This window comes from Streptomyces sp. NPDC002886, assembly GCF_042888445.1.
Classification (GTDB): domain Bacteria; phylum Actinomycetota; class Actinomycetes; order Streptomycetales; family Streptomycetaceae; genus Streptomyces.
Window position 1 is genome coordinate 117,962 of record NZ_JBIAPV010000006.1, and the last position, 23,008, is coordinate 140,969.

General features: G+C 69.9%; 24 protein-coding genes and 1 pseudogene. 14 read left to right on the top strand and 11 right to left on the bottom strand.

Annotated elements, in window-relative coordinates:
- Positions 1 to 10: 10 nt before the first annotated feature.
- The 3 genes and pseudogenes from ACFYYB_RS26505 to ACFYYB_RS26515 all read right to left on the bottom strand — a co-directional run bounded on the left by ACFYYB_RS26505 (position 11) and on the right by ACFYYB_RS26515 (position 2,622).
- Positions 11 to 493 carry an MSMEG_6728 family protein gene (locus ACFYYB_RS26505; RefSeq protein WP_389438448.1) on the bottom strand — a complete coding sequence of 161 codons (483 nt, stop codon included), beginning with the start codon at positions 491 to 493 and terminating at the stop codon, positions 11 to 13.
- Positions 494 to 538: 45 nt separating this feature from the next.
- Positions 539 to 1,208 (bottom strand): annotated as a pseudogene (locus ACFYYB_RS26510) (ornithine decarboxylase); the annotation flags it as partial.
- A 46-nt stretch (positions 1,209 to 1,254) separates the two neighbouring features.
- Entirely contained in the window at positions 1,255 to 2,622 is a 1,368-nt protein-coding gene (locus ACFYYB_RS26515; RefSeq protein WP_389438057.1) for an APC family permease, read from the bottom strand.
- A 512-nt stretch (positions 2,623 to 3,134) separates the two neighbouring features.
- On the opposite strand from ACFYYB_RS26515, the gene ACFYYB_RS26520 reads away from it, so the two are divergent.
- Both ACFYYB_RS26520 and ACFYYB_RS26525 read left to right on the top strand, forming a co-directional pair.
- The gene (locus ACFYYB_RS26520) at positions 3,135 to 3,581 is read left to right on the top strand and encodes a hypothetical protein (protein ID WP_389438058.1); all 447 of its coding nucleotides are present in this window, start codon (positions 3,135 to 3,137) and stop codon (positions 3,579 to 3,581) included.
- A 180-nt stretch (positions 3,582 to 3,761) separates the two neighbouring features.
- Complete coding sequence (locus tag ACFYYB_RS26525) at positions 3,762 to 4,304, top strand: type 1 glutamine amidotransferase domain-containing protein (protein ID WP_389438060.1); 543 nt, start codon at positions 3,762 to 3,764, stop codon at positions 4,302 to 4,304.
- A gap of 394 nt (positions 4,305 to 4,698) precedes the next feature.
- Here the strand turns inward: ACFYYB_RS26525 and ACFYYB_RS26530 are convergent, their stop codons facing one another.
- Positions 4,699 to 5,052 carry a PRC-barrel domain containing protein gene (locus tag ACFYYB_RS26530; RefSeq protein WP_389438062.1) on the bottom strand — a complete coding sequence of 118 codons (354 nt, stop codon included), beginning with the start codon at positions 5,050 to 5,052 and terminating at the stop codon, positions 4,699 to 4,701.
- A 203-nt stretch (positions 5,053 to 5,255) separates the two neighbouring features.
- Between ACFYYB_RS26530 and ACFYYB_RS26535 the strand changes: the two genes are divergently transcribed.
- A complete protein-coding gene (locus ACFYYB_RS26535; RefSeq protein WP_389438450.1) occupies positions 5,256 to 5,660 on the top strand; it encodes a DUF1622 domain-containing protein in 405 nt (134 codons plus the stop codon).
- A 215-nt stretch (positions 5,661 to 5,875) separates the two neighbouring features.
- Here ACFYYB_RS26535 and ACFYYB_RS26540 read toward each other — a convergent pair whose 3' ends face one another.
- Entirely contained in the window at positions 5,876 to 6,190 is a 315-nt protein-coding gene (locus ACFYYB_RS26540) for a hypothetical protein (protein ID WP_389438064.1), read from the bottom strand.
- Between the two features lie 401 nt (positions 6,191 to 6,591).
- Here ACFYYB_RS26540 and ACFYYB_RS26545 point away from each other — a divergent pair, with 401 nt between their 5' ends.
- Positions 6,592 to 6,861 carry a GlsB/YeaQ/YmgE family stress response membrane protein gene (locus ACFYYB_RS26545; RefSeq protein ID WP_389438066.1) on the top strand — a complete coding sequence of 90 codons (270 nt, stop codon included), beginning with the start codon at positions 6,592 to 6,594 and terminating at the stop codon, positions 6,859 to 6,861.
- 109 nt (positions 6,862 to 6,970) lie between these two features.
- On the opposite strand, the gene ACFYYB_RS26550 is transcribed toward ACFYYB_RS26545, so the two are convergent.
- On the bottom strand, positions 6,971 to 7,861 hold the full coding sequence (locus ACFYYB_RS26550) for an SDR family oxidoreductase (RefSeq protein ID WP_389438068.1): 891 nt from the start codon (positions 7,859 to 7,861) through the stop codon (positions 6,971 to 6,973).
- A 212-nt stretch (positions 7,862 to 8,073) separates the two neighbouring features.
- Here ACFYYB_RS26550 and ACFYYB_RS26555 point away from each other — a divergent pair, with 212 nt between their 5' ends.
- The gene (locus ACFYYB_RS26555; protein WP_389438069.1) at positions 8,074 to 8,541 is read left to right on the top strand and encodes a M20/M25/M40 family metallo-hydrolase; all 468 of its coding nucleotides are present in this window, start codon (positions 8,074 to 8,076) and stop codon (positions 8,539 to 8,541) included.
- Between the two features lie 13 nt (positions 8,542 to 8,554).
- A complete protein-coding gene (locus tag ACFYYB_RS26560; protein ID WP_389438071.1) occupies positions 8,555 to 9,271 on the top strand; it encodes a peptidase dimerization domain-containing protein in 717 nt (238 codons plus the stop codon).
- 134 nt (positions 9,272 to 9,405) lie between these two features.
- Here the strand turns inward: ACFYYB_RS26560 and ACFYYB_RS26565 are convergent, their stop codons facing one another.
- A complete protein-coding gene (locus ACFYYB_RS26565; protein ID WP_389438073.1) occupies positions 9,406 to 9,585 on the bottom strand; it encodes a hypothetical protein in 180 nt (59 codons plus the stop codon).
- Between the two features lie 371 nt (positions 9,586 to 9,956).
- On the opposite strand from ACFYYB_RS26565, the gene ACFYYB_RS26570 reads away from it, so the two are divergent.
- From ACFYYB_RS26570 to ACFYYB_RS26590, 5 genes are all read left to right on the top strand, one after another.
- Entirely contained in the window at positions 9,957 to 10,322 is a 366-nt protein-coding gene (locus ACFYYB_RS26570) for a hypothetical protein (RefSeq protein WP_389438074.1), read from the top strand.
- A 157-nt stretch (positions 10,323 to 10,479) separates the two neighbouring features.
- On the top strand, positions 10,480 to 10,941 hold the full coding sequence (locus ACFYYB_RS26575; RefSeq protein ID WP_389438076.1) for a hypothetical protein: 462 nt from the start codon (positions 10,480 to 10,482) through the stop codon (positions 10,939 to 10,941).
- Between the two features lie 166 nt (positions 10,942 to 11,107).
- Positions 11,108 to 12,295 (top strand): lycopene cyclase family protein, encoded by a 1,188-nt coding sequence (locus tag ACFYYB_RS26580; RefSeq protein WP_389438451.1) that lies wholly within the window; start codon positions 11,108 to 11,110, stop codon positions 12,293 to 12,295.
- A 9-nt stretch (positions 12,296 to 12,304) separates the two neighbouring features.
- Positions 12,305 to 13,015 carry a class I SAM-dependent methyltransferase gene (locus ACFYYB_RS26585; RefSeq protein ID WP_389438078.1) on the top strand — a complete coding sequence of 237 codons (711 nt, stop codon included), beginning with the start codon at positions 12,305 to 12,307 and terminating at the stop codon, positions 13,013 to 13,015.
- Entirely contained in the window at positions 13,012 to 14,550 is a 1,539-nt protein-coding gene (locus tag ACFYYB_RS26590) for an FAD-dependent oxidoreductase (protein ID WP_389438080.1), read from the top strand. Before ACFYYB_RS26585 ends, ACFYYB_RS26590 begins: the two co-directional genes overlap by 4 nt.
- A 3-nt stretch (positions 14,551 to 14,553) precedes the next feature.
- Here ACFYYB_RS26590 and ACFYYB_RS26595 read toward each other — a convergent pair whose 3' ends face one another.
- The 4 genes from ACFYYB_RS26595 to ACFYYB_RS26610 are packed head-to-tail and all read right to left on the bottom strand — an operon-like array spanning position 14,554 to position 19,149.
- Positions 14,554 to 15,549 carry a DUF5914 domain-containing protein gene (locus ACFYYB_RS26595; RefSeq protein ID WP_389438081.1) on the bottom strand — a complete coding sequence of 332 codons (996 nt, stop codon included), beginning with the start codon at positions 15,547 to 15,549 and terminating at the stop codon, positions 14,554 to 14,556.
- Positions 15,546 to 16,508 carry a phytoene/squalene synthase family protein gene (locus ACFYYB_RS26600; RefSeq protein ID WP_389438083.1) on the bottom strand — a complete coding sequence of 321 codons (963 nt, stop codon included), beginning with the start codon at positions 16,506 to 16,508 and terminating at the stop codon, positions 15,546 to 15,548. The genes ACFYYB_RS26595 and ACFYYB_RS26600 overlap by 4 nt, the downstream gene beginning before the upstream one ends.
- Complete coding sequence (gene crtI / locus ACFYYB_RS26605; protein ID WP_389438085.1) at positions 16,505 to 18,043, bottom strand: phytoene desaturase family protein; 1,539 nt, start codon at positions 18,041 to 18,043, stop codon at positions 16,505 to 16,507. The genes ACFYYB_RS26600 and crtI overlap by 4 nt, the downstream gene beginning before the upstream one ends.
- The gene (locus ACFYYB_RS26610; protein WP_389438087.1) at positions 18,040 to 19,149 is read right to left on the bottom strand and encodes a polyprenyl synthetase family protein; all 1,110 of its coding nucleotides are present in this window, start codon (positions 19,147 to 19,149) and stop codon (positions 18,040 to 18,042) included. The genes crtI and ACFYYB_RS26610 overlap by 4 nt, the downstream gene beginning before the upstream one ends.
- Positions 19,150 to 19,955: 806 nt before the next feature.
- On the opposite strand from ACFYYB_RS26610, the gene ACFYYB_RS26615 reads away from it, so the two are divergent.
- From ACFYYB_RS26615 to ACFYYB_RS26625, 3 genes are all read left to right on the top strand, one after another.
- Entirely contained in the window at positions 19,956 to 21,242 is a 1,287-nt protein-coding gene (locus tag ACFYYB_RS26615) for a glutathione-independent formaldehyde dehydrogenase (RefSeq protein ID WP_389438088.1), read from the top strand.
- Between the two features lie 203 nt (positions 21,243 to 21,445).
- Entirely contained in the window at positions 21,446 to 21,802 is a 357-nt protein-coding gene (locus ACFYYB_RS26620) for a DUF6296 family protein (protein ID WP_389438090.1), read from the top strand.
- Positions 21,803 to 21,872: 70 nt separating this feature from the next.
- A complete protein-coding gene (locus ACFYYB_RS26625; protein ID WP_389438091.1) occupies positions 21,873 to 22,934 on the top strand; it encodes an NAD-dependent epimerase/dehydratase family protein in 1,062 nt (353 codons plus the stop codon).
- The last annotated feature ends 74 nt before the right edge of the window (positions 22,935 to 23,008 follow it).

The following is a 23,008-nucleotide window of genomic DNA, read 5'->3' on the forward strand; positions in this document are numbered from 1 at the left end:
CGCCTCCCGCTCAGCCGTCCCGAGCGCCCTCGTCGCGGTCGGATGACGGCCAGACGTACGGCAGGTCGTCCGGTACACCGGGGAAGTGCTCTCCGTAGAAGTCGGGGTCCTTGCGCACGAGCGCCGACCGGTGGCTGAGGTGGAACGCGGGTGCGCCGAGCCACGGCGGCAGATCACCGTCCGCGGCGAGCTCGTCCTGCGTCCTCGGCGCGCCGCCCGGCAGCCATCCGCGGAAGTCCTGGACCAGGGTGACGGCGCATGTGTCCCGGTGCCCCTCGGCCGTCCAGACCGCGCACACGTCCAACCCGTAGCGCACGAGCGCCTCCTCGTAGCCCGCCCACATCCGTACGGCGGGATGCCTGCGCCACCCGTAGCCCGGGACGATCAGCCCCCGCAGCACCTGCACGGCCTCGACCCGCTGCTTCCCCAGCCGGCGTCCGTCGAGCACGGCTGCCGAGGCGTGGAAGGACGCGAACGGAAGGAACGTCTGCACGGGGTTCTCCTCATCGCCTGAGCCAGGTTTCGGTGGAAGACGAAGCTCTGCTCCAGCCCTCAGCTTGTGGACGGAGGTGACGCACACGTCGACACCCGCGTCCATGGCCCAGGTGGGAGAGAGGTGGGCGCCCCACGCTTCATCGACGATCAACGGCCGGCCGCGCCGATGGCAGACCTCTGCGATCGCAGCCAGGTCCGAGCACGTGCCATAGGGAGTCGGGGTGGTCACCAACGCGCCGCGTGCGTCGGGATCCTCGGTGAAGGCTGCTTCGAAGTCGGCGGGTGGGCGAGGTGGCGCTCGGCGTCCCACTGCGGTCCACCCACATGGAAGTGATCTCCGAGAGGATCAGGCCTGAGACGACGGATTTGTGGGCATCGCGCCTCACCAGCAGCTTCTCGTGCGGCCCGGCAACGGACAGCATGGCCGACTTCACCGAGAGCGAGCTTCCGCAGGTGGAGAAGAACGCATGATCCGCCCCGACGGCGTCAGCCATCAGGGCCTGCGCGTCTTCAATGATCCCGTGTGAGGACGTACGGTCGTCCAGGCCGCTGGTGGCCAGCACGTCGGATCCGAAGACCGCGTCCCCTGAGGACGGCCCGTACGCACGGGTCGGCGCCCCTCCCCTGCTTGTGCCCCGCGGCGTAAACGGGGTCTAACCGCTCTCGTGGTAGGCGGACAGTGCGTCGAGTACGGGTGCCCTCGATTGGTCCATGCCACGCGCCTTCCCCGGGAGGGTCAACCAAAACGGATATCCGGGATCAGCGGCCCACGCCCTGGAGGGACACCTCCTTCGCCGGCTGACGTCGGCGCTGCCACAGGACGAGGGCTCCGAGGGCCGCGCCCACTGCCATCAGGATGGCGCCGCGGACCCACACCTCGCCCTCCACCTGGGTGGCCAGGACCACACACGAGAGTGCACCGAGCACGGGTACGACCGTGGGTGCGCGGAAGCGAGCGGTGTCCGGGGTCGATGGGTCGCGTCGGCGCAGGACGAGTACGGCGGTGTTCACGGTCAGGAACACGACCAGTAGGAGCAGGACGAGCGTCCCCGCCAGGACGTCGATCTCGCCGGTCGCGGCGAGCAGCGCGGACACCACGGTGGTGGCGGCGATCGCCGCCCACGGGGTGCGGCGTGCCGGGAGAACGCGGGTGAGGAACGCGGGCAGGAGCCCCTCGCGGGCCATCCCGAAAGCCAGGCGTGAGCTCATGATCCCGGTAAGCAGCGCCCCGTTGGCGACGGCGACCAGGGCGATGAACGCGAACAGACGTGGTGGGACGGCGCCGGCCGCGCGGACGACTTCGAGCAGCGGGCCGTCGGAGGCCGCCAGGGTGGCGGTGGGTACGGCCGCGGAGGCCGCCGCGCCGACGGCGGCGTACACGGTTCCAGCGGTGGCGAGCGCGCCGAAGAGGGCGCGGGGGTAGGAGCGTGCCGGATCCAGCGTCTCCTCGGCCACGTTGACCGAGGTCTCGAACCCGACGAAGGAGTAGTAAGCGAGGACCGCTCCCGCCAGAACCGCAGCCGCCGGTGAGGCGGAGTCCGTGCCGAGCTGCGTGAGCCTGCCGACGTCGCCGTCGCCCCGCGCGACGATCCACACACCGAGCCCCACCACGAGCAGCAGACCGCCCGTCTCGACCAGGGTGGCGAGGGTATTGACGCGGGTCGACTCGCGAATGCCGCGTGCGTTCAGCAGGCCCAGGAGGACCAGGAAGACGAGGGCGACGAGCACGACCGGCAGCGAGACGAACGCGGTCAGGTAGTCGCCCGCGAAGCCACGGGCGAGTGCGGCGACCGACACGAGGCCCGCTGCCAGCATGCAGAACCCCGTGAAGAAGCCGACGGCGGGGCCGTAGGCGCGGGTGGCGTAGTACGAGGCGCCGCCGGCCCGTGGGTACTTCGTGGCGAGCTCCGCGTACGAAGCGGCGGTCAGAAGCGCCAGCAGGAGCGCCACGGTGAGGGGCACCCAGACCGCACCGCCCGACTTGGCGGCCACTTCCCCGATCAGGACGTACACACCGGCGCCGAGGACGTCTCCCAGGATGAAGAAGTACAACAGGCGCGTGGTGAGGACCTTGCGGAGCGGTTCGCCGACGCCGGTCTCGGCATCAGCGGTGGGGTGGGAGCGCATGGGCCTCGTCTGTTCTGGCGGATGGCGAACCGGACACTGATGCGGACTGGAGCAGCCCGCCGTCTGGGGAGGGGGACATGGCCCTACTGACCTCAGAGAACGTGTTCAAACGGGGCCCTGGGACAGAGGGGCCCGCTCCGGGGCCGAAGGTCCCCTGTTCTTCGCCGAACGGCCCGTTCCTGCACCGGGACGGTGTTCCGTTCCTGGCCAAGGGCAGCCGGTCTGCATGCACAAGCAACGGCGAGGGGGTGCCCCACGCCGGCCGATCCTTTCCGGCAGGCACCGGCGGTGCGCCCGGAACTTCGAGAAATGGGGTGGCCCGCGTGGAGCGGATGACACGCGCCGGACTCTTCACGATCCGACAGCTGACAGCTCGGGCCATTTCTCCTCGCGCAGGTCGCCCCCCATACCGTCGCCGAGCCAGTACGGAAACCGACAACAGCGGGGCCGGGACGGTGACATCCGACGAGAGGGACGTCCGTACAACGTCCGGGCCCCAGCACCGACGGTCGGTGTGGTTGCGACTGCTCCCCGGCATCTCCCCCAGTCGTCGCGGCTTCGTCCTCGCCTGGTGGGCATTCACCCTCACCTTCGGCGGCATGAGGCTGCTGACCTGGCTCATCCACGTCGACATGGCGGGCGTGGGTGACGTCCAGTCCGGCGGAATACACATCCACCACTACGTGTGGGGGATCCTGCTCCTCGCCGCGGTCGGCGCAACCGGCTTGGTCCAACGCACGGCTCGGATCCGCGCCTGGATGGGCCTCGCCTACGGCGTCGGCCTGGCACTCGTCCTCGACGAGGCGGCAGTGATCATCAGCTTGGAAGACGTCTACTGGGACACCGCGGGCGGCATCAGCATCGCGCTTGCCGTAACGGTGATCGCCGTCGCGGGAAGCGCGCTCGCCGCGACGGCAGCCCGACGTCGCACACCCGGAACCGGGACGGGGAGCGAGTGACGACCGCGTCCGCTGTGGATGCGCGGCTCCGGGTTTGGGACGCGCAGCCGGGGAAGGCGCGAAGGGAGACGGAACGCGCCGGTCCGCCACGCGGGCGATCGGGAGCGACCGCCGTCGTGACGAAGTTCTGAAGTGACGAAGTTCCGACGAAGGAATTTCCGACGAAGAAAGTGAAAACCTATGCGCATCGCGTTTCTGACCGCTCCCGAAGGCGTCGAGGAAATCGAGCTCACCGCGCCCTGGAAGGCCGTCGAGGCGGCTGGCTGGAACCCGCAGCTCGTATCGACGGAGCCGGGGCGGATCCAGGCCTTCAACCACCTCGACAGGGCCGGCACCTACCCCGTCGACCACTTGCTGGCGGGCGATACCTCGGACGCCTTCGAGGCACTCGTCCTGCCCGGCGGCGTCGCCAATCCGGACGCGCTGCGCACCAACGAGCGAGCCGTCGGTTTCGTCCGGAGCTTCTTCGAAGCTGGCAAGCCGGTCGCGGCCATCTGCCACGCGCCGTGGACCCTGGTGGAAGCCGATGTCCTGCGCGGCCGCACCCTCACCTCTTGGCCGAGCCTCGCGACCGACATCCGCAACGCGGGCGGCACCTGGGTCGACGAGGAGGTACACGTGTGCCGCGCGACCCCGGCGACGCTCGTCACCAGCCGCAAGCCCGATGACCTCGACGCCTTCTGCGCCACCCTCGTGAAGGAGTTCGAACGCGTACGACACTGACAGCCACCCGACGTGCGCCCGTCCGAGGTGTTGTCACCCCGGACGGGCTCGTCACCTCAGGAGCTGTGCGTGGCACTCAGGATCCGACGGCGAACCCGGTGCCAGGTGGCAAATGACAGAGGCTCGGCCGATGACGGGCATGGCGACGTTGCACACCCGAACTCCCCCGGCCCTCATGTCGTGTTCCTTGCCGAGGTCGGCGTATCCCTGGACCGTGGGGTAATCGGCCAGTGGATCCAGCACGTCGGGCTGACCCCACCGTGAACGAGTTGGTCACGGTCACCCAGCCCGACCCCATCCAGCGCCTGATCCACGAGAAGCACGGTAAAGCCCCCAAGGCCGCCACCCCATGTGGGGTGCCTCGGGGGCCAATTCCGGATGACCATGGACCGGCTCAGATGGCGATGTTCTGGCCCCGGTAGTACTCGCCGAGCTCGGTGCGGTAGCCAGCGTCGCCGCGGTGCTTGTGCTTGTCGTATTCGGGAGAGTCCTTGATCTGATCCTTCGTCAGAGCAACGTAGACCTTCCGCTCCTCCTGGTCGATCCGCTCGATAGTGCCCGCCGGCAGGACGACGTGCGTGCCGAAGATCCAGAAGCCGGTGTCGACGACGATGTGGGCCGAGCCGACCTCCGTCGTCTCCTCGTCCACGCTCCCGATCTTCCCATCGGCCGCCTCGACGTCGAAACCGACCAGCTTCAGACCGGCACCGGGGTGTGCGGCCAGGTTGTAGTCCCAGAGGTTGCTCACCGTAAAGCTCCTTCAACTAGGGGGCCTCGCGCATCTGCCCGCTCCAACGCCCTCAACACCCCGAGGCCATACCGGTCGCCCCGGGTGTCACCCAGACAGCCGCAGACTGCTCACCGAGCGGCGACGGGCAACAGCCTCACGATCCGCCCTAGGCACCGCTCACGGTGTCGGAGCGCGGGGCGGGGTAGAGGCGCTGCATGAACATGACGAAGGAACTGGTGTCCGAGCTCGGGGTGCGGGAACTGATCGGGTGGCTGGTCCACGTCATCGAGGCGGCCGGCGCTTTGATCATTTTCACGGGCGCGGTCTGGGCGTTCGCGCGCTTTGCCGTGACCGGTCTACGCAAGCGCTCCCTCATCGGCGAGTTCAACAAGATCCGCCTCAGCCTCGGACGGTTCCTCGTCCTCGGACTCGAGTTCCAACTCGCCGGTGACGTCCTGCGCACGGCAGTCGCCCCGAGCTTCACGGAGATCGGTCAGCTGGCCGCCATCGCCGCCATCCGCACCGTCCTCAACTTCTTCCTCACCCGCGAAATCGCACAGGAGCGAGCCGAGATCGAGCACGACCAAAAGAAGGACGCTCCGTCTCCGTACCCCGTGAATGCCTGAGCGGACACGTCGCCCCGGGTTCTGCCCCAGGTGGGCAAGGTGCACCCGCTCGTCCCCGCCACGAAACCCTCTCCTCGCCACGGCCGCCACCGCAACAGCTCTGAGCCACATAAAGCCCGGGCATACGGATGGCGCGGGTTCCCACCGAACGGTGGAACCCGCGCCATCATGACGACCGATGCGTCCGGTGCCCGCCGTAGGCAAGCTTGGATGCCCTACTGGCGGCGCGCCCGACGGCGACGAACCAGCACAAGCGCGAGCACCACGGTGCCTGCGACGAGAAGCGGGGTGCGGTTGACGCGCGCGACCGTGGCGGCCGTCTCGGCCTTCTCCAGCAGCGAGTGGGGGGCCTTGTCCGCCGCGTACTGTCCGGCACGGGTCGCGCTGTCCCACACCTGCGCCGCGGCCTGGGAGGTCTTTTCCAGGACGGGATCGGGTGTGTTGTCCCGCACCAACTGGGCGGCCTGTCCCGCCTTCTCGCGGATCTGGTCGGCGATCAGGGAGGCCTTCTCGGCGGTCTGCTGTTTCACGGCTGCGTCTCCTGAGGGTGTAGGTCTTGATGTCGCTCTCGGCGGCCGGAGCCTCGGCTGTCTGCACAGGGGGCATTCCGGGTCTTCGAGCGTCTACCCCGCCATCACCTCAGCACCCGCCGGGCGAAAAGAAGATCCACCAGGCCGACAGGAAACGACCAACCCCCCGGCCCACCCGCGCCACATCCCGCCGCGCCCCAGCGCCCTTAGCCCAAACTGTCCCTCGTGATCCCTTCCGAAGTACGCCCGCCTCCGCACCCGCGTGGCGACCGAAACGAAATGCTTCGGGCCGAAAGTCCCGTTTGGCCACACATGGCGTTTCAAAATGGGAAACGCGTCAAGAAGCCCCCTCGATACAGACGAGACACCGGCTTCGTGCCGTAAGTACAGGAGAAACACCCGTGGGCATCATCGCTTGGATCCTCATCGGACTGCTTGCCGGCTTTATCGCGAAGGCGATCACGCCGGGCAAGGACCCCGGCGGCATCGTCATCACGATGCTCATCGGTATCGCCGGCGGGCTGCTCGGTGGCTGGCTCGGCAAGGTCATCTTCGGCGTCGACTCGATCGATGGCTTCTTCCACCTGTCCACCTGGATCGCCGCCATTGCCGGATCCGTCATCCTCCTGGTTCTGTACCGCCTCGTCACCGGCAACCGACGCGGCCACTGACACGCCTGACCCGGACGAGCCCCACCCGCCGCCGGATCGCAGCACGCTCTGCCCGGCCCTCACGAGGGCCGGGCAGATGTCGTGCGGGGCGGTTGGCGCTAGGGGACCATCAGGGCGCGTGGCGGTACCGTTCATCGGCGCGGCCTCCGGCCCCCAGCAGGCCGGTGGCTTCGAGGGGCTGCGTGGCGTCCAGTCGCGCCAGTTCGGTGCGGGCGATATGCGTGACGACCGGGGGAAGAAGGGCCCGGACCGGTTGAACGGCACGGAGCCAGCCGGGCACGTACACGGATGCCTTGCGCCGCTCGGCAGCGGTGGCCAGCCGGTCCGCGACATGGTCCGCCGGGTACACCTTGCGGGCCGGCGCCGGCATGTGGGCCCGTAGCTCACTGACGACGGTACGGGCATCGGTGCCTCCGATCATGTCCGTGTCCGTCCAGTTGATGTACGCGATCCCCACCGCGACACCGCGATGGGCCAGTTCGGCGCGCAGGGCGTGGGCGAAGGATTCGACTCCGGCCTTCGAGGCGCAGTAGGCGCTCATGAGGGGCGACGTCCCCATCGCCGCCAGGGAGGCGACCTGCAGGTAGTAGCCGTGGGTGTCGAGGAGATCCGGGAGGAAACAGCGGGCGGTGGCCGCGCTGCCGACGAGGTTGACCTCGATGACGCGGCGCCATACCTGAGAGTCGGAATCGGTGAACGGGCCGCCTTCGGCCACTCCGGCATTAGCCACCACCAGGGACACCGGACCAAACCGGGCCCTGACCTGTCGGGCCGTTTCGGCCATGGTCGCGTCGTCCGTCACGTCGACCTCCCAGCACGCAGACTCGTGGTTCAAGCACGCGGCCACCTCCCGCAGACCCTCTGCCTCCAGGCCGAGCAGGGCCACTCGCGCGCCACGGGCGTCGAAGGCCCGGGCCAGGGCCGCTCCCAGTCCCCGCGCGGCCCCCGTGACCACCACGGTGCGACCTTCGAGCGGCCGGTCCCGCGTCCGCAACCTCATCCGTGCCTCCACTCGCCGCTCCGCGGCACGTGACCGCGCCTTGCCCGGCGCCCGCGCGGGGCCGAGCCGTCCCACCGACCGTTCTTGTCCTTCCAGGATGCTCTCCCGGGCCGGAACCCGCCGACCCCGAAGCCGTGGCGCGCGAACGGAGCGCGCGTGATCTGGCGCCCACGGGACAGAAGCCTCCACGAGGATCCGGGGAAGGAGACGCCGTGGGTGATCTGTCCGAGCCCGAGGACCTGTACGCGCGACTGCGGCTGGAGTGCGGCCGCCGGGCCGACGAGCTGTGGGCGGTGGCCCTCGCCCTGCACGAGAACCCCGAGCTCTCCTACAAGGAACATCGCGCGGCCGGGCTGCTGACCGCCGGTCTCCGGCGGGCGGGGTTCGCCGCCGAGACGAGCACAGCCGGGCTCGACACGGTGTTCGTGTCCCGCACCGGGAGGGGAAGCGGCCGCTGTGTGGCGCTGCTCCTGGAATACGATGCGCTGCCCGGCCTGGGTCATGCATGCGGACACAACCTGATCGCCGCGGCCGGGCTTGGGGCCGCATTGGCGTTGAGCAGCGTGCAGGACGACTTCGAGGGCACGGTGCTCGCGGTCGGGACGCCTGCGGAGGAGACGGGCGGGGCAAGGTCGCTCTGGTCAAGGCCGGCGTATTTGACGGCGTGGACGCGGCGCTGATGTCCACCCCGGCGTGCACGACTGGTCATGGGCGCCGCTGACCGCGCAGACCCAGGTACGCGTCGGCTTCCACGGACGAGCGGCACACCCGACTGGCGACCCCACGCGCGGAATCGACGCCTTGGCCGCGCTCATCCAGCTCTTCAACACAGCGGCGGTGGTGAGCCGGCGACTTCCGCCGGGCTCCCACGTCCAGGGGATCGTGACCGACGGGGGCACCGCGACCAACGTCGTGCCGGACTACGCCGAGGGCCTGTTCGGACTACGGGCGCCCACGAGCATCGCCCTCGACACCTTGGTCGCGGACATCGGCGGCTGGGCCGAAGGCGTAGCGACCGCGACCGGCACAACGGTGGACCTCACCCGCGCAGGCAAGGGGTACGCACATTTCCGTGACAACGACGTCCTCTCGGACCGCTTCGCCCACCATCTCGCGCGGTCCGGCATCCGGCTCGCCCAGCCGGACGGCGGAGTATTCCTGGGGTCGTCCGACATCGGCAACGTCAGCGAGCGGGCCCCCGCCATCCACCCGTTCGTCGCGATCCTGAGTAGCGAGTTTTCCGACCACACTCCCGCGTTCGCACGGGCCGCAGCATCGGAACGGGGCCGCGCGGTGATGCTGGCCGCGGCCGAAGCCCTGTCCTGCACTGCGGCTGACGTCCTGACCGACGCCGGACTCGCGGCCAGGGCCTGGGCCCGCCAGCACGGGAAAGCGGCGACGGAACTTTGACCTGCTCCAAGCCATCCGGCCATACCGGAAGGTGCAGAACGTGCCTCGCCCACCAGTGCCAGTCCGCTGGCACCCCGGTGCCGACTGCCTGAGGCCCTTGGCCGGGTGTGCGCGATGCGCGTCCTGGACCCGCTTCAGCTGCGCCCTCTCGCAGGGGGCTCCTGCCTCTGGGTGCCGCGCCCTTCGCTGCCGTGGGCTTCCATCAGCTCGCGCATCCGGTTTTGCACGTGTTCGAAGTCGCCCCAGCGGTCCAGTACGTCCTCGTTCGCCTCGGCGGCCTCGCCAAGAGGGCGGATTGCCGGTGTCGAATTCATGGGTGCCTCCTGGTACAGCCGGGCCCAGAGACGACCGGCCGCCTGTCAGGCTGCTTCCCACCACTTGACGGCGTATGCTCCGCGCCGACCCCTACGACTACTACGGCTGCAGGAAGTCGAGAGCCGTCTCGCCCACGGTGCGAGTGTCCGGACATGTTGCGGCGCATCATCCGCCCAGCGGCCTCATCAACGGCGACCACCGCTCCAGCCACTCGTCGAGGGCGACCTAGTCAACGGCCAGTAGGCCCCGGCCTGATGTCCACCGGCCACGGGAGCCGGTCCTTGGTCCGCCGCTGGGTGCCCCTACGCAGCGGAGGTGGCCGGGCGTGGCGTCGTCCCGGGGGCGGGGTTCCTGCGCATACGGTGCACCCATGACCAAGGAGTCCGAATCCGACCGGGTTGAACCGACCGACGTACACGCGGCACGCGAAGCGATCGACGCGTACCTCAGTCGCGCGGATTCGTCTCGGGAGCACGGAGTCGGCGAGGACGCTCAGCGAGCCGACGGGCCCGTCAGCGACAGGATCGCTGAGCTCGTGGCCCGCGAAGCCTGGGACGCGGTACTGGTCGCCTCTCCTCCCCCACCCGACCCTGCGGTTGATCCCGGCCCCGCCGTCGAACCGCTCAAGGTCGCCGAACGCCGCGCACAGGCGGTCGCCATCGTCCGCGGTTTGCAAGCGCTCGGATATCGCCTCGACGAAACCCTGCTGCCCGGCCCCGACATGGCCGCCGGGTAGCCGTCGAGCGGACGGCTGCGCCCCTCGTAACAGCCTCGACCGCAGCCGCAAGGTGCGCGGCGTTCATGTGCGTTGGGAGGTGCGAGGTCCGTGGGAGGCCAGCCAGTCCGCCGTCAAGGAGCAAGGCCCGCTCCACAACAAGTCGGAAGGGAGGCGTATGCAGCAACAGCCGTTGTGGGCGTTCAGGGCCGTCGGGATTCGCGGTACGCCGGCGGGCGACCTCGCGCTCCTGGTGTTCACGCACGACGGCCAGCTGACGCACCGGCGCGGCAACCATGGAACCCACGAGCTGCTCGCCACGATGGGTATGGCTCCTTACAACCCCGTGGTCGAGGACCTACTGCGGCCTCTTCCAGCCTGGTCGGCATGCGCCAACGATGAATCGGTGACGATCCGCTATCACGGAGAAGTGTTCTACCAGCCCCGTCCAGGACACGTACCGGCGACGTGGACGGAGATGGCGATCACTACTGGCCGAGTCGTTCTGGTGTTCCTTCCCGGGCGGCATCGGCCCGACGCACCGGACGTCTTCACGATGCTCCGTCAAGGAGCTGGTCTGTGGGGAACCGTCGCGTTGACGCAGAAGGGGTCCCGCCACTGCGCACACCTGGACCGGTGAGCACGATTCGATGCGGCCAAAGTATTGAGCTCCTGGGGACCGTGCTCCTCAGTCGGCGGGTCAGCGGGCTGCTCCGCTGCATCCGACGGGGGCTCACGCCAAGAAGAGGGATTGGGTGGGACGCACGGCGGGAGGCCGAGGAGTGAGCTGGGACGCCGATGTGACGGTGATCGGGGCCGGGGCGGCAGGGCTGTCCTTGGCTTCCGCTCTCGTGGATCCACAGGCCGACCGGGGACCCGTGCCACGCGTGCTCATGGCCACGGCTCCGCCCGGTCCGACGCGGTCTCCCGACCGGACGTGGTGCTATTGGGAAGCCGGGGAGGGGCCCTACGACGGTCTGCTGGCGGGGAGCTGGAACCGGCTGCGGGTGTACTCCCGGGACGGCGCCGAGATCGACCGGTCACTGGGGTCGCTCAGGTACAAGATGCTCAGATCACGCACGTTCGAGGACACCCTGTCGACACGCCTGCGCACCCTCGGAGTAGACGTGCGCGGGATGACGGTGGAATCGGCGACCGACGCTGGCAACCACGCGGTCGTCCGGAGCCGCGATTCCTCCGGCGCGTCGTCGCTGCTCCGGTCGGGGTTGGTTTTCGACTCCCGGCCGCTCAGTACTCTTCCGGCCGCCCGGACCACGCTACTCCAGCACTTCCGGGGGTGGTTCGTACGCACCGCGAGCCCGGCCTTCGATCCTGGCGCGGCGATCTTGATGGACTTCCGCCTACCCCAGCCGCCCCGCGGGCTGGCCTTCGGATATGTGCTGCCGATGAGCCCGTACGAAGCGCTCGTCGAGTACACGGAATTCTCGCCCCGGCCCTTGCACGAAGAGGCTTACGAGAACGCCCTGCGGCACTACTGCGGATCGGTCCTCTCACTCCCTGACTACACCGTACGGGAGCGCGAGCAGGGGGTGATCCCCATGACCGACGGACACTTCCCCCGTCGCCACGGGCACCGGGTCTTCCCCATCGGAGCTGCCGGCGGGGCCACCCGTCCTTCCACCGGCTACACCTTCGCCGCCATTCAGCGCCAGAGCCACCTCATCGCCGAAGCCGTACGGGCGGGCCGCTCCCCCGGCCGGGTGCCTCCACCCCACCGGTTTCGGGCTCGTGCCATGGACGCGGTGCTGCTGCGTGCGCTGGACACCGGCCGGGTCAAGGGTGCCGACTTCTTCGCGCACCTCTTCGCGTCCCTGCCGCCCGAACGGGTCTTGCGCTTCCTGGACGGCGCGACCTCCCCGTGGGAGGACTTCGGCATGGGCCTGCGCACACCCGTCGTCCCGATGCTGCGCTCACTCCTGGAACTGCCGCTGCTTCCTCGCTCCGTTCCGGCATCCGCGCCGGAACGCCCCTGAAAGGCTGTCATGCCCGTGCTACGCGACGATGCCTTGTCGAACGCCTTCGACCACGCTGCCGCACACTACGACCTGCTGGTCGCGGCGAGTCCCGGCTACCACGGCCACCTGCGCCGATCGGCTCGCCGACTGGGCCTTCGCGACGCGGGGCACGGGGCGCGTGTTCTGGACCTGGGGTGCGGTACGGGGGCCTCGACGGCCGCTTTGTTGTCGGCTGCCGAGCGTGCCGAGATCACCGCGGTGGACGCCTCGGCGGGCATGCTCGCGCGGGCCGCACACAAGAAGTGGCCCTCCGGAGTCCGTTTCGTCCACGGTTCGGCGGACCGCCTCGGTGCGGCCGGTGTGGACGGGCCCTTCGACGCCGTGTTCGCCGCCTATCTCTTTCGCAATGTGACGGATCCCGATCTGACCTTGGCCGCCGTGCACGCGGCCATGGCGCCGGGCGGGCGGATCGCCGTCCACGAGTACGCGCTGAGCGGGAGGCCGGTACACCGGGCTCTATGGACGGCGGTCTGCCGAACCGTGATCATGCCGTTGGGCAGGGTCGGCCGGGATGCGGGTCTGTACGAGCACCTGTGGCGCAGCGTGCTCGGCTTCGACACCGCGTCCGAGTTCGCCGAGCGGATGCGCGCCGCCGGATTTCTGGACGTGCGGATCCTGCCCTTGCCGGGCTGGCAGACGGGCATCACCCACACGTTCGTCGGGCGGGTAGCCGCATGAGCGGGGCCCTGCCCGGCCGGGACCGGCGGGCACGGCGCGTCGACGCGCACGGCGGTCGGCAGCGCATCGAAGGAGACGGGCCCCGAGTGGCCGTGGTGGGCGGGGGCATCGCCGGGCTCGCCGCGGGCACGATCCTCGCCGAGCGCGGGGTGCGCGTGACCGTGTACGAACGTGAGGCGCAGCTCGGCGGTCGGCTGGCGGGATGGCAGACGCGGCTGGTGGACGGCTCCGAGGTGACCATGAGCCGGGGATTTCACGCGTTCTTCCGTCAGTATTACAACCTTCGGGCGTTGCTGGGTCGTACCGATCCCGGCCTCAACGGCCTGACGGCGCTGGCCGATTACCCCTTGCGTCACCGCGACGGCGGACAAGACGGCTTTGCGCGCGTGCCGCGTACCCCACCGCTCAGCGCCCTCGGATTCGTCGCGCAGAGCCCGTCGTTCGGTTGGCGTGATCTGGGACGGATGAATGCGAGGGCTGCTCTGCCTCTCTTGGACGTTTCCGTCCCCGAGGTGTACGAGACGCTCGACGGGGTGAGCGCCAAGGAGTTCCTGGCCGCCATTCGCTTCCCCGAGGCGGCGCATCATCTGGCCTTCGAGGTGTTCTCGCGCAGCTTCTTCGCCGACCCGGCGACGCTGTCGGCGGCCGAACTGGTGCTGATGTTCCACATTTACTTCCTCGGTTCCAGCGAGGGACTCCTCTTCGACGTGCCACGCGAGCCCTTCCCGCAAGCTCTGTGGGACCCACTGGCTCGATACCTGAGCGGGCTCGGCGTGGACGTCCGTACCGGCAGCGGGGTCGATGAGGTGCGCCCCGCGGACACGGACGCGATGACGGTCGTCGCGGGGGCGGGCGCCGAGCGTTACGACGGGGTGGTCTTGGCCTTGGACACGGGCGGGCTTCGCGCACTGGCCGCGGCTTCCGCCGAGCTCGTGAGTCCTACGTGGCGGAAGGGGGTCGCCGAGCTGGCGACGGCTCCGCCGTTCTTGGTGTCGCGGCTGTGGCTGGACAGGCCGGTGGCCGGCGACCGGCAGGGCTTCCTCGGGACCAGTGGCTTCGACGGGCTCGACAACGTGAGCGTCCTGGACCGATGGGAGGGCGAGGCCCACCGGTGGGCGTTGCGGACCGGTGGGTCGGTGGTGGAGACGCATGCCTACGCGGTCGATCCGGCTGAGCAGCGAACCTCCGTTGAGGAGCGTCTCGTGGAGCGGCTCCACGAGGTGTATCCGGAGACGACGAGGGCACGGATCGTCGACGCCCGCCATGTCTGGCGCGCGGACTGCCCCTTGTTCACCGTCGGCGGCTACCAGAACCGTCCGGGAGTGAGGACGGGTGACCCCCGTGTCGTGGTGGCCGGCGACCTGGTGCGTACGGGGCTGCCTGTCGCGCTGATGGAGCGTGCGGCCACCAGTGGGTTCCTCGCCGCGAACGCGTTGCTGGAGCGGTGGGACGTACGGGGCGAGACGCTGTGGACGGTGCCGCAGCGCGGCCGGAGCGCCGCCATGCGGGGGCTGGCGGGACTGGGGCGGCGCTGATCCCTAGCCTGGGAAGCGGCCGGAGCTGCGCAGTTCCCAGCGTCGCTCGGCGTAGACGAGGTCGTCCTGCCACAGGCGGGCCGCCGTCCGCCGCACCATCGGGCGCAGCAAGGGGGCTGCGGTGCGGGCGAGGGCGAAGCCGGTGCGGTCGGAGGTGGCGATGACGGCTTCGGTGACCCGGGTGCGGGGACGGCCGTCCCGGCCGGTACCCAGTGGGGTGGCGTGCGTTTCGACGAGGGATCCGGTGCCTTCGCCCTCGGTGATGCGCATGACGATGGTCCGGGGGCCCGGGGCGGTGAACTGGGCGGTTACGGGCACCACGACGCGTCCGGCGACTTTGAAGGAGACGCGGACGGTGAGCACGTCGCTTTCGGCGCCGTCGTCGAGGACGCGGAGGTCGACGAAGGAGTAAGGGTGGAACCAGGCACCGTGCCAGGGGTCGAGCCTGTTGGCGATGATGTCCTGGGGTTCGCAAACCCCCGTCGCGGTGTAGACGGTGGCCACGGAGGCGTCGGGGGCGGGCCGGGTCGGCACGGCCGGTTCGTCGAGGGGTTCCTCGCGGCCGTGTTCGTCCAGCCGGGCCCAGACCAGGATGCCGTCGTCGTGGGCGGGGTAGGGGTTCCAGCCGGCGAAGGGTGAGCCGTTGAGGGCGAGTCCGTGCCAAGGGCAGACCAGGGTGCCGCAGCGGACCGGTGCCTGGGCCAGTGCGGCACCGAGGTGGGGGCAGGCGCCCGGTCCAGCGTGGAGCGTGCCGTTCGTGCCGCGCCAGGTCACGATCTCCGTCCCCTGGACCGTAGAACCGAAGCCGGCGTCCTGGCGGACGGCGCTGCTGGGTCCCAGGACGTACCAGTTTCCGCTGGGCCGGGCCTGGGCCCGTTCGAGGGCGGTTCGGATGAGTTGCGGTGAGGCGGCGCGCCAGGTGGGTTCCTGCTGGTGCCAGAGCGTCGGGGTGCGGCGGAGGCGGATCGGGATGCGGGGGCGGGGGGCTCGCTGGCTCACCGGGAGGGCTCCTCGACAGCTGGGGTGGTACGGGCGGCAAGGCGGGCGGCCGTGATCCTGGCCAGCCCGGCTGCCGCGACGGCCGCCCGCCGGGTGAGTCGCACCGTCGAGCGGCGGTGGAGGCTGGCAAACCCGTCACGGGCCACGGCGTCGAGAATTTCTCCGTAGAGCACGAACGCGGTGCGGACGCAGGGACGCGACACCGGTTCGAGCATGTCCACGCCCGGTTCTGCCTCCGCGTAGAAGCGGCGGGTGAGGGCGGTGGCGGAGCGCAGGGCCCGGGTGATGCGGGGGTCGTGGCGCCCGGTGCGCCTGCTCCACAGCAGGAGGTCCCGGTCCACGCCATCGGCGGCGAGGAGGTCGGCCGGCAGATAGACACGGTCACGGTCGAGGTCCTCGCCGACGTCACGGATGAAGTTGGTGAGCTGGAAGGCCTCGCCGAGGGCTGCGGCATGTGGAGCGGCCTCCTCACGCGAGGTGAGGTGGCCGAGCACGGGGAGCATCTGGAGTCCGATGACGGCGGCGGAGCCGTGCATGTAGGCACGGAGCGCGGCCACGCTGCCGTAGTCGGTGACGGTGAGGTCGCTGCGCATGGACTGGAGGAAGTCGTCGAAGTGACGGTAGGGGATGTGGTAGCGGTGTGCGGTGTGGGCGGCGGCGATGACCACGGGATCATGCCCCGGGCCACCGTCCATCGCCGTGCGCAGGTCCCGGGAAAGGGTCCCCAGACGCTGTGCGCGGGCACCTGGGGTGGTGGGAGCGAGGTGGTCGACGATGTCGTCGGCGAGGCGGGCGAACCCGTAGAGGGCATGTACGGCGGGTCGCCGGGATGCGGGCAGGAGCCGTGTCGCGAGGAAGTACGTCTTGCCGTGCCGCGCGTTGAGCCGGCGACAGCGCGCGTAGGCCGCGCGCAGGGCGGGATCGGTGATGGCGGCGGCGTCGAGTTCGCGTCGAGTCATGTGCGGCCGCCGTTCGTCGCTGGGGGTCGGGGCGCTGTGGTGCGTTGCTGGGGGCCGGGCAGGCCCGTGATCCGGGCGGCCGCCAGGCGGCCGGAGATCAGGACAGTGGGAACGCCGACGCCTGGGGTGGTACCGCAGCCGGCGAGCACGGCGTTGGCTGTTCCGCTGACGAGGTTGCGCGGGCGGAAGGGGCCCGTCTGGGGGAAGGTGTGCGCGACGGAGAAGGGGGTGCCGGCGGCGTGGCCTTGTGCGGCCCAGTCGGCGGGGGTGAGGAGGACTTCGGTGTCGATGGAGTCTTCGAATCCGGTCAGGCCGCGCCGCTCCAGCTCTCGCACAAGAGCGTCCCGATAGCGGGGGCCCAGGTCCCTCCAGCTGTCGGAGGAGGGTCCGACGGTGGTGTTGGGGCAGGGGGCGAGTACGTAGTGGGTGTGCTTTCCGGGCGGGGCCAGATTCGGGTCGGTGGTGGTGGGCCGGGTGATGAGGAGCGAGGGGTCGCTCATCAGCCTTCCGCTGCGGGTGAGTTCGTGGAACGTCCGCTTCCAGGCGGCACCGAAGGAGATCGTGTGGTGGGCCAGTTCGGGCCAGGTGCGGTCGGTGCCGACGTGCAGGACGACGGCCGACGGGGAGTGGCGCAGCGCGAGCGGACGGCGTGGGCGAGCACCCAGCAGTTCGTAGGCGACGGGCAGGTCGGGGGTCAGGACCAGCGCGTCGCAGGGGATGCGCTGGTGGTCGGTGATCACGGCGGTGATGCGGTCGCCGGTGCGTTCCAGCCGGGTGACGGTCTGGCCGTTGAGGAGGGTGGCTCCCGCCTCCGTCGCGGCCGCGGCCATGGCCTCGGGCACGGCGTGCATGCCGCCTTCGGGGAAGTACACGCCGCCGACGGTGTCCATGTAGGCGATGACGGCGTAGGCGGCGAGTGCGCGGGCGGGCGGGATGCCGGCGTAGAGGGCCTGGAAGGAGAAGACGCGCTGCAGTCGTTCGTCGGTGAGGAAGCTGCCGATCTTCGGCTGGAGGCGGCCGAATCCGCCCAGGGCGGCGAGTCGGACCAGATCCCTGTTCAGGAGGGAGAGGGGCGAGTCGAAGTTGGCTTCGATGAAGCGGCCCATCTGGGCCCGGTAGAGGTCCTGCAGCCATTGGCGCAACCGCCGGTAGCCGGCTGCTTCCCGGCCTCCGGCGAAGCGTTCGATCTCGGCTTCCATGGCCTGGGCACCGGTGTGGACGTCAAGGCTGGTGCCGTCTGCGAAGCGTGCGTGGTAGGCGGGGTGGAGCGGGTGCAGGGTCACCCGGTCCGACATTTTCTGGCCGACCGCCGCGAACGCTTCCTCCAGCAGGTGCGGCATGGTGAGGACGGTGGGCCCGGTGTCGAAACGGTGGCCACCGCGCTCGATGAGGCCGGCGCGGCCGCCGGGGAGCGGGTCGCGTTCGACCAGGGTGACCCGACGGCCGGCGCCGAGGAGGTGCAGCGTGGCCGAGAGGCCGGCGAGTCCTGCTCCGACGACCACGACGTGGTCGGTTTGGCCGGTGACGGTTCTCATCGGGTACCTCCGAGGCAGCCGGTGGACACCGCGGCAGAACCCCGCGCGGGGGCGGCAACCTGGGCCAGCAGCTCTGAGAGACGTTGAGCGGCCGGCCCGTGCAGGCCGGCCGCTGCGAGGTGGCGCTCGGAGGCGCTCACCAGACGTGCGATGCGCCGCTCGACCTGTGCCGCGGCTCCGGTAGAGAGCAGGGCTTCCCGGATCGAGGACAGGACCGGCATGGAGACATCAGAGCCTCCCCCGGCCTCGCTCAGGAGGTCGATGACGTAGGTGTCGCCTGCCGCGCGGGCCCGCGAGTGGGCCAAGGCCAGCAGGTAGGTCGCCTTGCCCGCGCGGATGTCGTCTCCCACCGGCTTGCCGGTCACCTCCGAGTCGCCGAACGCTCCGGCGAGGTCATCCCGCAGTTGAAAGGCGATTCCTGCGCACCTACCGGCAGCCGTGAGAGCGCGGGTGGTGGCCTCGTCTGCGCGGGCCAACGCCGCGCCCAGGGCCACGGGCTGTTCCACGGTGTACCGGGCCGTCTTCAGGCAGACGGTACGGATGGCCCGGGCAGCGGAGCGCGACGAGGTTGCCTGGCCGTGCAAGTCCAGGTACTGGCCGGCGATCATCTCCGTACGCATGTTCCGCCAGATGCGCAGGACGTCCGTCCGCGTGACCGGGTCGAGGTCGGCTCCGGCCACCAGGTCGTCCGCCCAGGACAGTGCGAGGTCTCCGGCGAGTACCGCCGCGGACTGGGCGAATGACGACGGGCCGGAGCCTGGCCGAGGCGCGATCGCGAAGTATTGAAGTTCGATCTGCGCGTGGAAGGAGGGCCTGCTGCGACGAACGGTCGACCGGTCCATCACGTCGTCGTGCACCAAGGCGCAGCTCTGAATCAGTTCGAGTGCTGCGGCCAGGCGCAGAGCTGCGGACACTTCGGGATCGGTACCGCCGCAGGCCCGCATGGCCCACCAGAGGAATCGCGGTCGGATCCGCGAACCTCCGTCGAGGGTGAATGCGGTGAGGCGCTCCGCGAGGTCCGCGGCGAAGACACCGTCGAGAGACCGACTGTGGGCCACGGATTCGGCGCAACGCGTGGACAGCTCGCTCGTGACGAAGTGGTTCACGTCCGCATCGACGTCTGTCGCCGTTGGCGGACGGACGATCTGGCACTGGCTGGGCGGGACGGGATATCGAGCAACCGACTTCGCGGGCATGCGGTCCTCCGTGTCGTGAAGTGGTGCGACGACCTTTTCCGCGCGAGACGGTCGAACGGATGCAGCAGGACACGTTCCCCTGGCCTTGCACAGCACATGACTCCCCCGTCGAGCCGATGGCTCAGACAGCCCTGGCCGGTGATCCACCCGATGGGTGCAGGAGACCGGCACGTCGCCGACAGGCAAACGGGCTGCGGGGGCGTCGAACTCTGGACCTCCAGGCCTACTGGCTCCCTACCACTTCAAGATCCCGGGCTGGGTCGGCCGGGCATACCCGCGCCGCAGGCCGAGAGCGCTGCGTCTCACTGCGCACCCACGACATCGACGCCCGCTTCCCGAGCCTTCTGGCCGCACTCATCGAGAACGTCCGCCACCACGTCGGGGAGGAGGAGAGGTGGTTCCCCGGCGTCTGCAAGGCGATGGGCCGCAACCGCCTCACCGAACTCGGCGAAGAGATGGTGAAGGCGAAGAAGAAGGCCCCCATTGGAGCCTCGCGCTGTGCCGAGCGCCAAGAGCTGAATACTCAGCTGGCTGGCCCGCCCGCGGGGGCCACCGGCAAGACCGGTGACGGGCCGGGGTGAGGGTAGATGGACGGGAGAGACGTAAGACTCCGCGGAGGCGGATGTCACCACGTGATAGATCCACCTCCGCGCCGCCGCCCAGCAAGGCGCCGCCCAGCCGTGGAGCACGGCCGCCGGCCGCCGGTAGGGAAGATCATGAAAGCGGCAGTGTACGAAGGACCCCGGACGGTGACCGTCAAGGACGTCCCGGACGCCAAGATCGAGCACCCCTGCGACGTACTGGTGAAGATCACGACCACCAACATCTGCGGTTCGGACCTGCACATGTACGAGGGACGGAGCTCCTTCGAGACGGGCCGGACCCTCGGCCACGAGAACCTCGGCCAGGTCGTCGAGGTGGGCGGGGCCGTCAGCAAGGTCAGGGTCGGCGACTGGGTCGTGCTGTCGTTCAACATCGCCTGCGGTTTCTGCAAGCAGTGCGAGCAGGGCCTCACCAACTACTGCCTCACCATGCAGCCCAAGCCGGAAATGGCCGGGCCCGCATACGGCTTCGCCGAGATGGGTCCGTATCAGGGCGGCCAGGCAGAGCTGCTGCGGGTCCCTTACGGCGACTTCAACGCGCTGCGCCTGCGCGAGGACGCCGCGGAGCGGCAGCTCGACTACGTGATGCTGGCCGACATATTCCCTACTGGCTATCACGCCACCGAAATGGCGGGGGTCAAGCCCGGCGACCAGACCATCGTCTACGGAGCCGGCCCGGTCGGCCTGATGGCCGCCTACTCGGCGATCCTGAAGGGCGCCGGCCGCGTATGGGTCGCCGACCACCAGCCCGATCGTCTCCGTCTCGCCGAGCAGATCGGCGCCATCGCAATCAACACCGCGGACCAGGACCCGGCTGCGGTCGTCAAGGAAGCCACCCTCGGCCTGGGCGCGGACAACGGCTACGAATGCGTCGGCTACCAGGCACACGACCCCCAGGGCCAGGAGGACGCCGCCCTGACCATGAACGGACTCATCGACACAGTTCGGTTCACCGGTGGCATCGGCGTCGTCGGGGTGTTCCTGCCCGAGGACCCGGGCGGCGCCGAGGCCCAGGGCGAGCTCGAAGCCCAGCGGAAGGTGCCACTGGATTTCGGGATGCTGTGGTTCAAGGGCCAGCGCATCGGCACCGGCCAGGCACCCGTCAAGCGCTACAACCGGGCCCTGCGCGACCTGATCTCCAGCGGGAAGGCCGCACCCGGCTTCCTCGTCTCCCACGAACTCGGCCTCGACGAAGCCGCTTCCGCCTACGAGCACTTCGACAATCGTGACGACGGCTGGACCAAGGTCGTCCTCCACCCCGACACCGACGCCGGCAACGGGGAGACGGATGGCTTCGCGCACCACACCACGGCGGACTTGCGCCGCGAAGCCCGGGCGAAGGGGGTTGAGGGCCGCTCCCACATGAACAAGCAGCAACTGGAAGAAGCCCTCGGGCACTGAGCAGGGGCAAGTACCCCGTCCCACCCGCTGATCTTCCTCAATCCCACCGGGGAACATCCCGTGCATGAACAGGACAGGCAATGAGCAAGACAGCCCAAGAACAAGGAACACCCACCTCCAGCGGTCCGTTGGCGGCTCCACTGCTGCCGCACGGGGGCGCACTCGCAGATGATCACGGTCGGCCGCCTGGAGCTCCCTCCCGGGTGGGCACGGGTTCGACGGCGCCACCGAGCGACCCCGAGCGCGTTGGCGAAGCCAATCCGCCGGGAAGCCGTTCCCGCTCGAGCGATCCCGCGAAGTTGCCGCGGCCGGCACTGGGTCCGGCCGAGCCGGAAGAGCCTCGCGACCGGTACGAACTGGCCTTCCCGGGCGGAGAAGCCGGCGCAGACCTCGTAGAGGTCTCCCGTATCAGCAGAGCCGGGCCGGGAGGCCACCCCGTCTACGAGGACGCCACGGGCATCGTCCAAGCGGAGATCAGTGACCAGGCAGAAGTCCGCATCCTGGCGACCGGTGGCGGCCAGGAGGCGGTCTCTGGCGTGCTCGCGCGCCCACTGTCCTGATGCCCCGGGACAGCACGCCGCTCACGCGCACGCACCCCCGCTGTGAAAGCCGCCGAAGAGGAGTCATCAGATGACAGCCCCGAGCACGGTCCGCTCCGCACAGTCCAGCCAGAGCGGTGCGGGCGGCTTGCGCGTCGTGGTCACCGGCGCCACAGGCAACGTCGGTACCAGCGTGATCCAGCGCCTGTCCCAGGACCCGGCCGTGAATTCGGTGCTCGGCCTCGCACGGCGGGTGCCGTCATGGCGTCCTCCGAAGACCACCTGGCAGGCAGCCGACGTCGAGCAGGTCGAAGCGGACCTGGTGCGGGCGTTCGACGGCGCGGACGCCGTGATCCACCTCGCCTGGAAGTTCCAGCCCACCCACCATCCCGCCGAGACCTGGCGCACCAACATCCTCGGCAGCATGCGCGTCTTCGACGCCGTCGCCGCCGCGGGCGTCCCCTGCCTCGTTCACGCTTCTTCCGTCGGCGCGTACTCGCCCGGCCCCAAGGACCGGACGGTCGACGAATCGTGGCCCACGCACGGCTGGCCGCAGGCCGCCTACACCCGCGAGAAGGCCTACCTCGAACGGGTCCTGGACACCTACGAGCACGCCCACCCCGATGTCCGGGTGGTGCGTATGCGCCCCGGCTTCCTGTTCAAGCGGGAATCCGCCTCCGAGCAGCGACGGATCTTCGCCGGCCGGCTACTGCCCGGTCGCCTGGTGCGCAAGAACCTCATCCCCGCAGTACCTGACCTGCCCGGTCTGCGCTTCCAGGCCCTGCACACCGACGATGCCGCTGCGGCCTACCTCGCCGCCGTAACCCGCCCCGTCCGAGGCGCCTTCAACCTGGCGGCCGGCCCCGTGGTCGATGGTCCCGTCCTGGCCGAGATCTTCGAAGCGCGGAGCTTCTCCACGCCGGCCGCCCCCGTCCGCGCCGCTCTCGCCGCCGCGTGGAGGCTACGGCTGGTGCCTGCCTCGCCGGACCTCTTCGACGCCGTCTTGCGCCTTCCGCTGATGGACTCCTCCCGCGCACGCAAGGAACTCGGCTGGGAGCCCGCTCGCACATCCGTAGAGGCTCTCCAGGAGTTTCTCGCAGGACTGAGGTCCGGCAGCGGAATGGCCACCGCTCCACTCGCCCCGGGTGCATGAGCCGAACCACGCCCGCTCAGGGCACTCCCGCCCCCTCTCCCAGGGCACCTGGCGGGACAGGCCGAGGCCATCCT

Coding starts and splice junctions, on each gene's coding strand:
- ACFYYB_RS26600 (WP_389438083.1), bottom strand. CDS start 16,508: ATGACTCGACGCGAACTCGACGCCGCCGCCATCACCGATCCCGCCCTG.
- crtI (WP_389438085.1), bottom strand. CDS start 18,043: ATGAGAACCGTCACCGGCCAAACCGACCACGTCGTGGTCGTCGGAGCA.
- ACFYYB_RS26575 (WP_389438076.1), top strand. CDS start 10,480: ATGCAGCAACAGCCGTTGTGGGCGTTCAGGGCCGTCGGGATTCGCGGT.
- ACFYYB_RS26515 (WP_389438057.1), bottom strand. CDS start 2,622: ATGCGCTCCCACCCCACCGCTGATGCCGAGACCGGCGTCGGCGAACCG.
- ACFYYB_RS26535 (WP_389438450.1), top strand. CDS start 5,256: ATGACGAAGGAACTGGTGTCCGAGCTCGGGGTGCGGGAACTGATCGGG.
- ACFYYB_RS26590 (WP_389438080.1), top strand. CDS start 13,012: ATGAGCGGGGCCCTGCCCGGCCGGGACCGGCGGGCACGGCGCGTCGAC.
- ACFYYB_RS26625 (WP_389438091.1), top strand. CDS start 21,873: ATGACAGCCCCGAGCACGGTCCGCTCCGCACAGTCCAGCCAGAGCGGT.
- ACFYYB_RS26525 (WP_389438060.1), top strand. CDS start 3,762: ATGCGCATCGCGTTTCTGACCGCTCCCGAAGGCGTCGAGGAAATCGAG.
- ACFYYB_RS26585 (WP_389438078.1), top strand. CDS start 12,305: ATGCCCGTGCTACGCGACGATGCCTTGTCGAACGCCTTCGACCACGCT.
- ACFYYB_RS26550 (WP_389438068.1), bottom strand. CDS start 7,861: ATGAGGTTGCGGACGCGGGACCGGCCGCTCGAAGGTCGCACCGTGGTG.
- ACFYYB_RS26570 (WP_389438074.1), top strand. CDS start 9,957: ATGACCAAGGAGTCCGAATCCGACCGGGTTGAACCGACCGACGTACAC.
- ACFYYB_RS26565 (WP_389438073.1), bottom strand. CDS start 9,585: ATGAATTCGACACCGGCAATCCGCCCTCTTGGCGAGGCCGCCGAGGCG.
- ACFYYB_RS26615 (WP_389438088.1), top strand. CDS start 19,956: ATGAAAGCGGCAGTGTACGAAGGACCCCGGACGGTGACCGTCAAGGAC.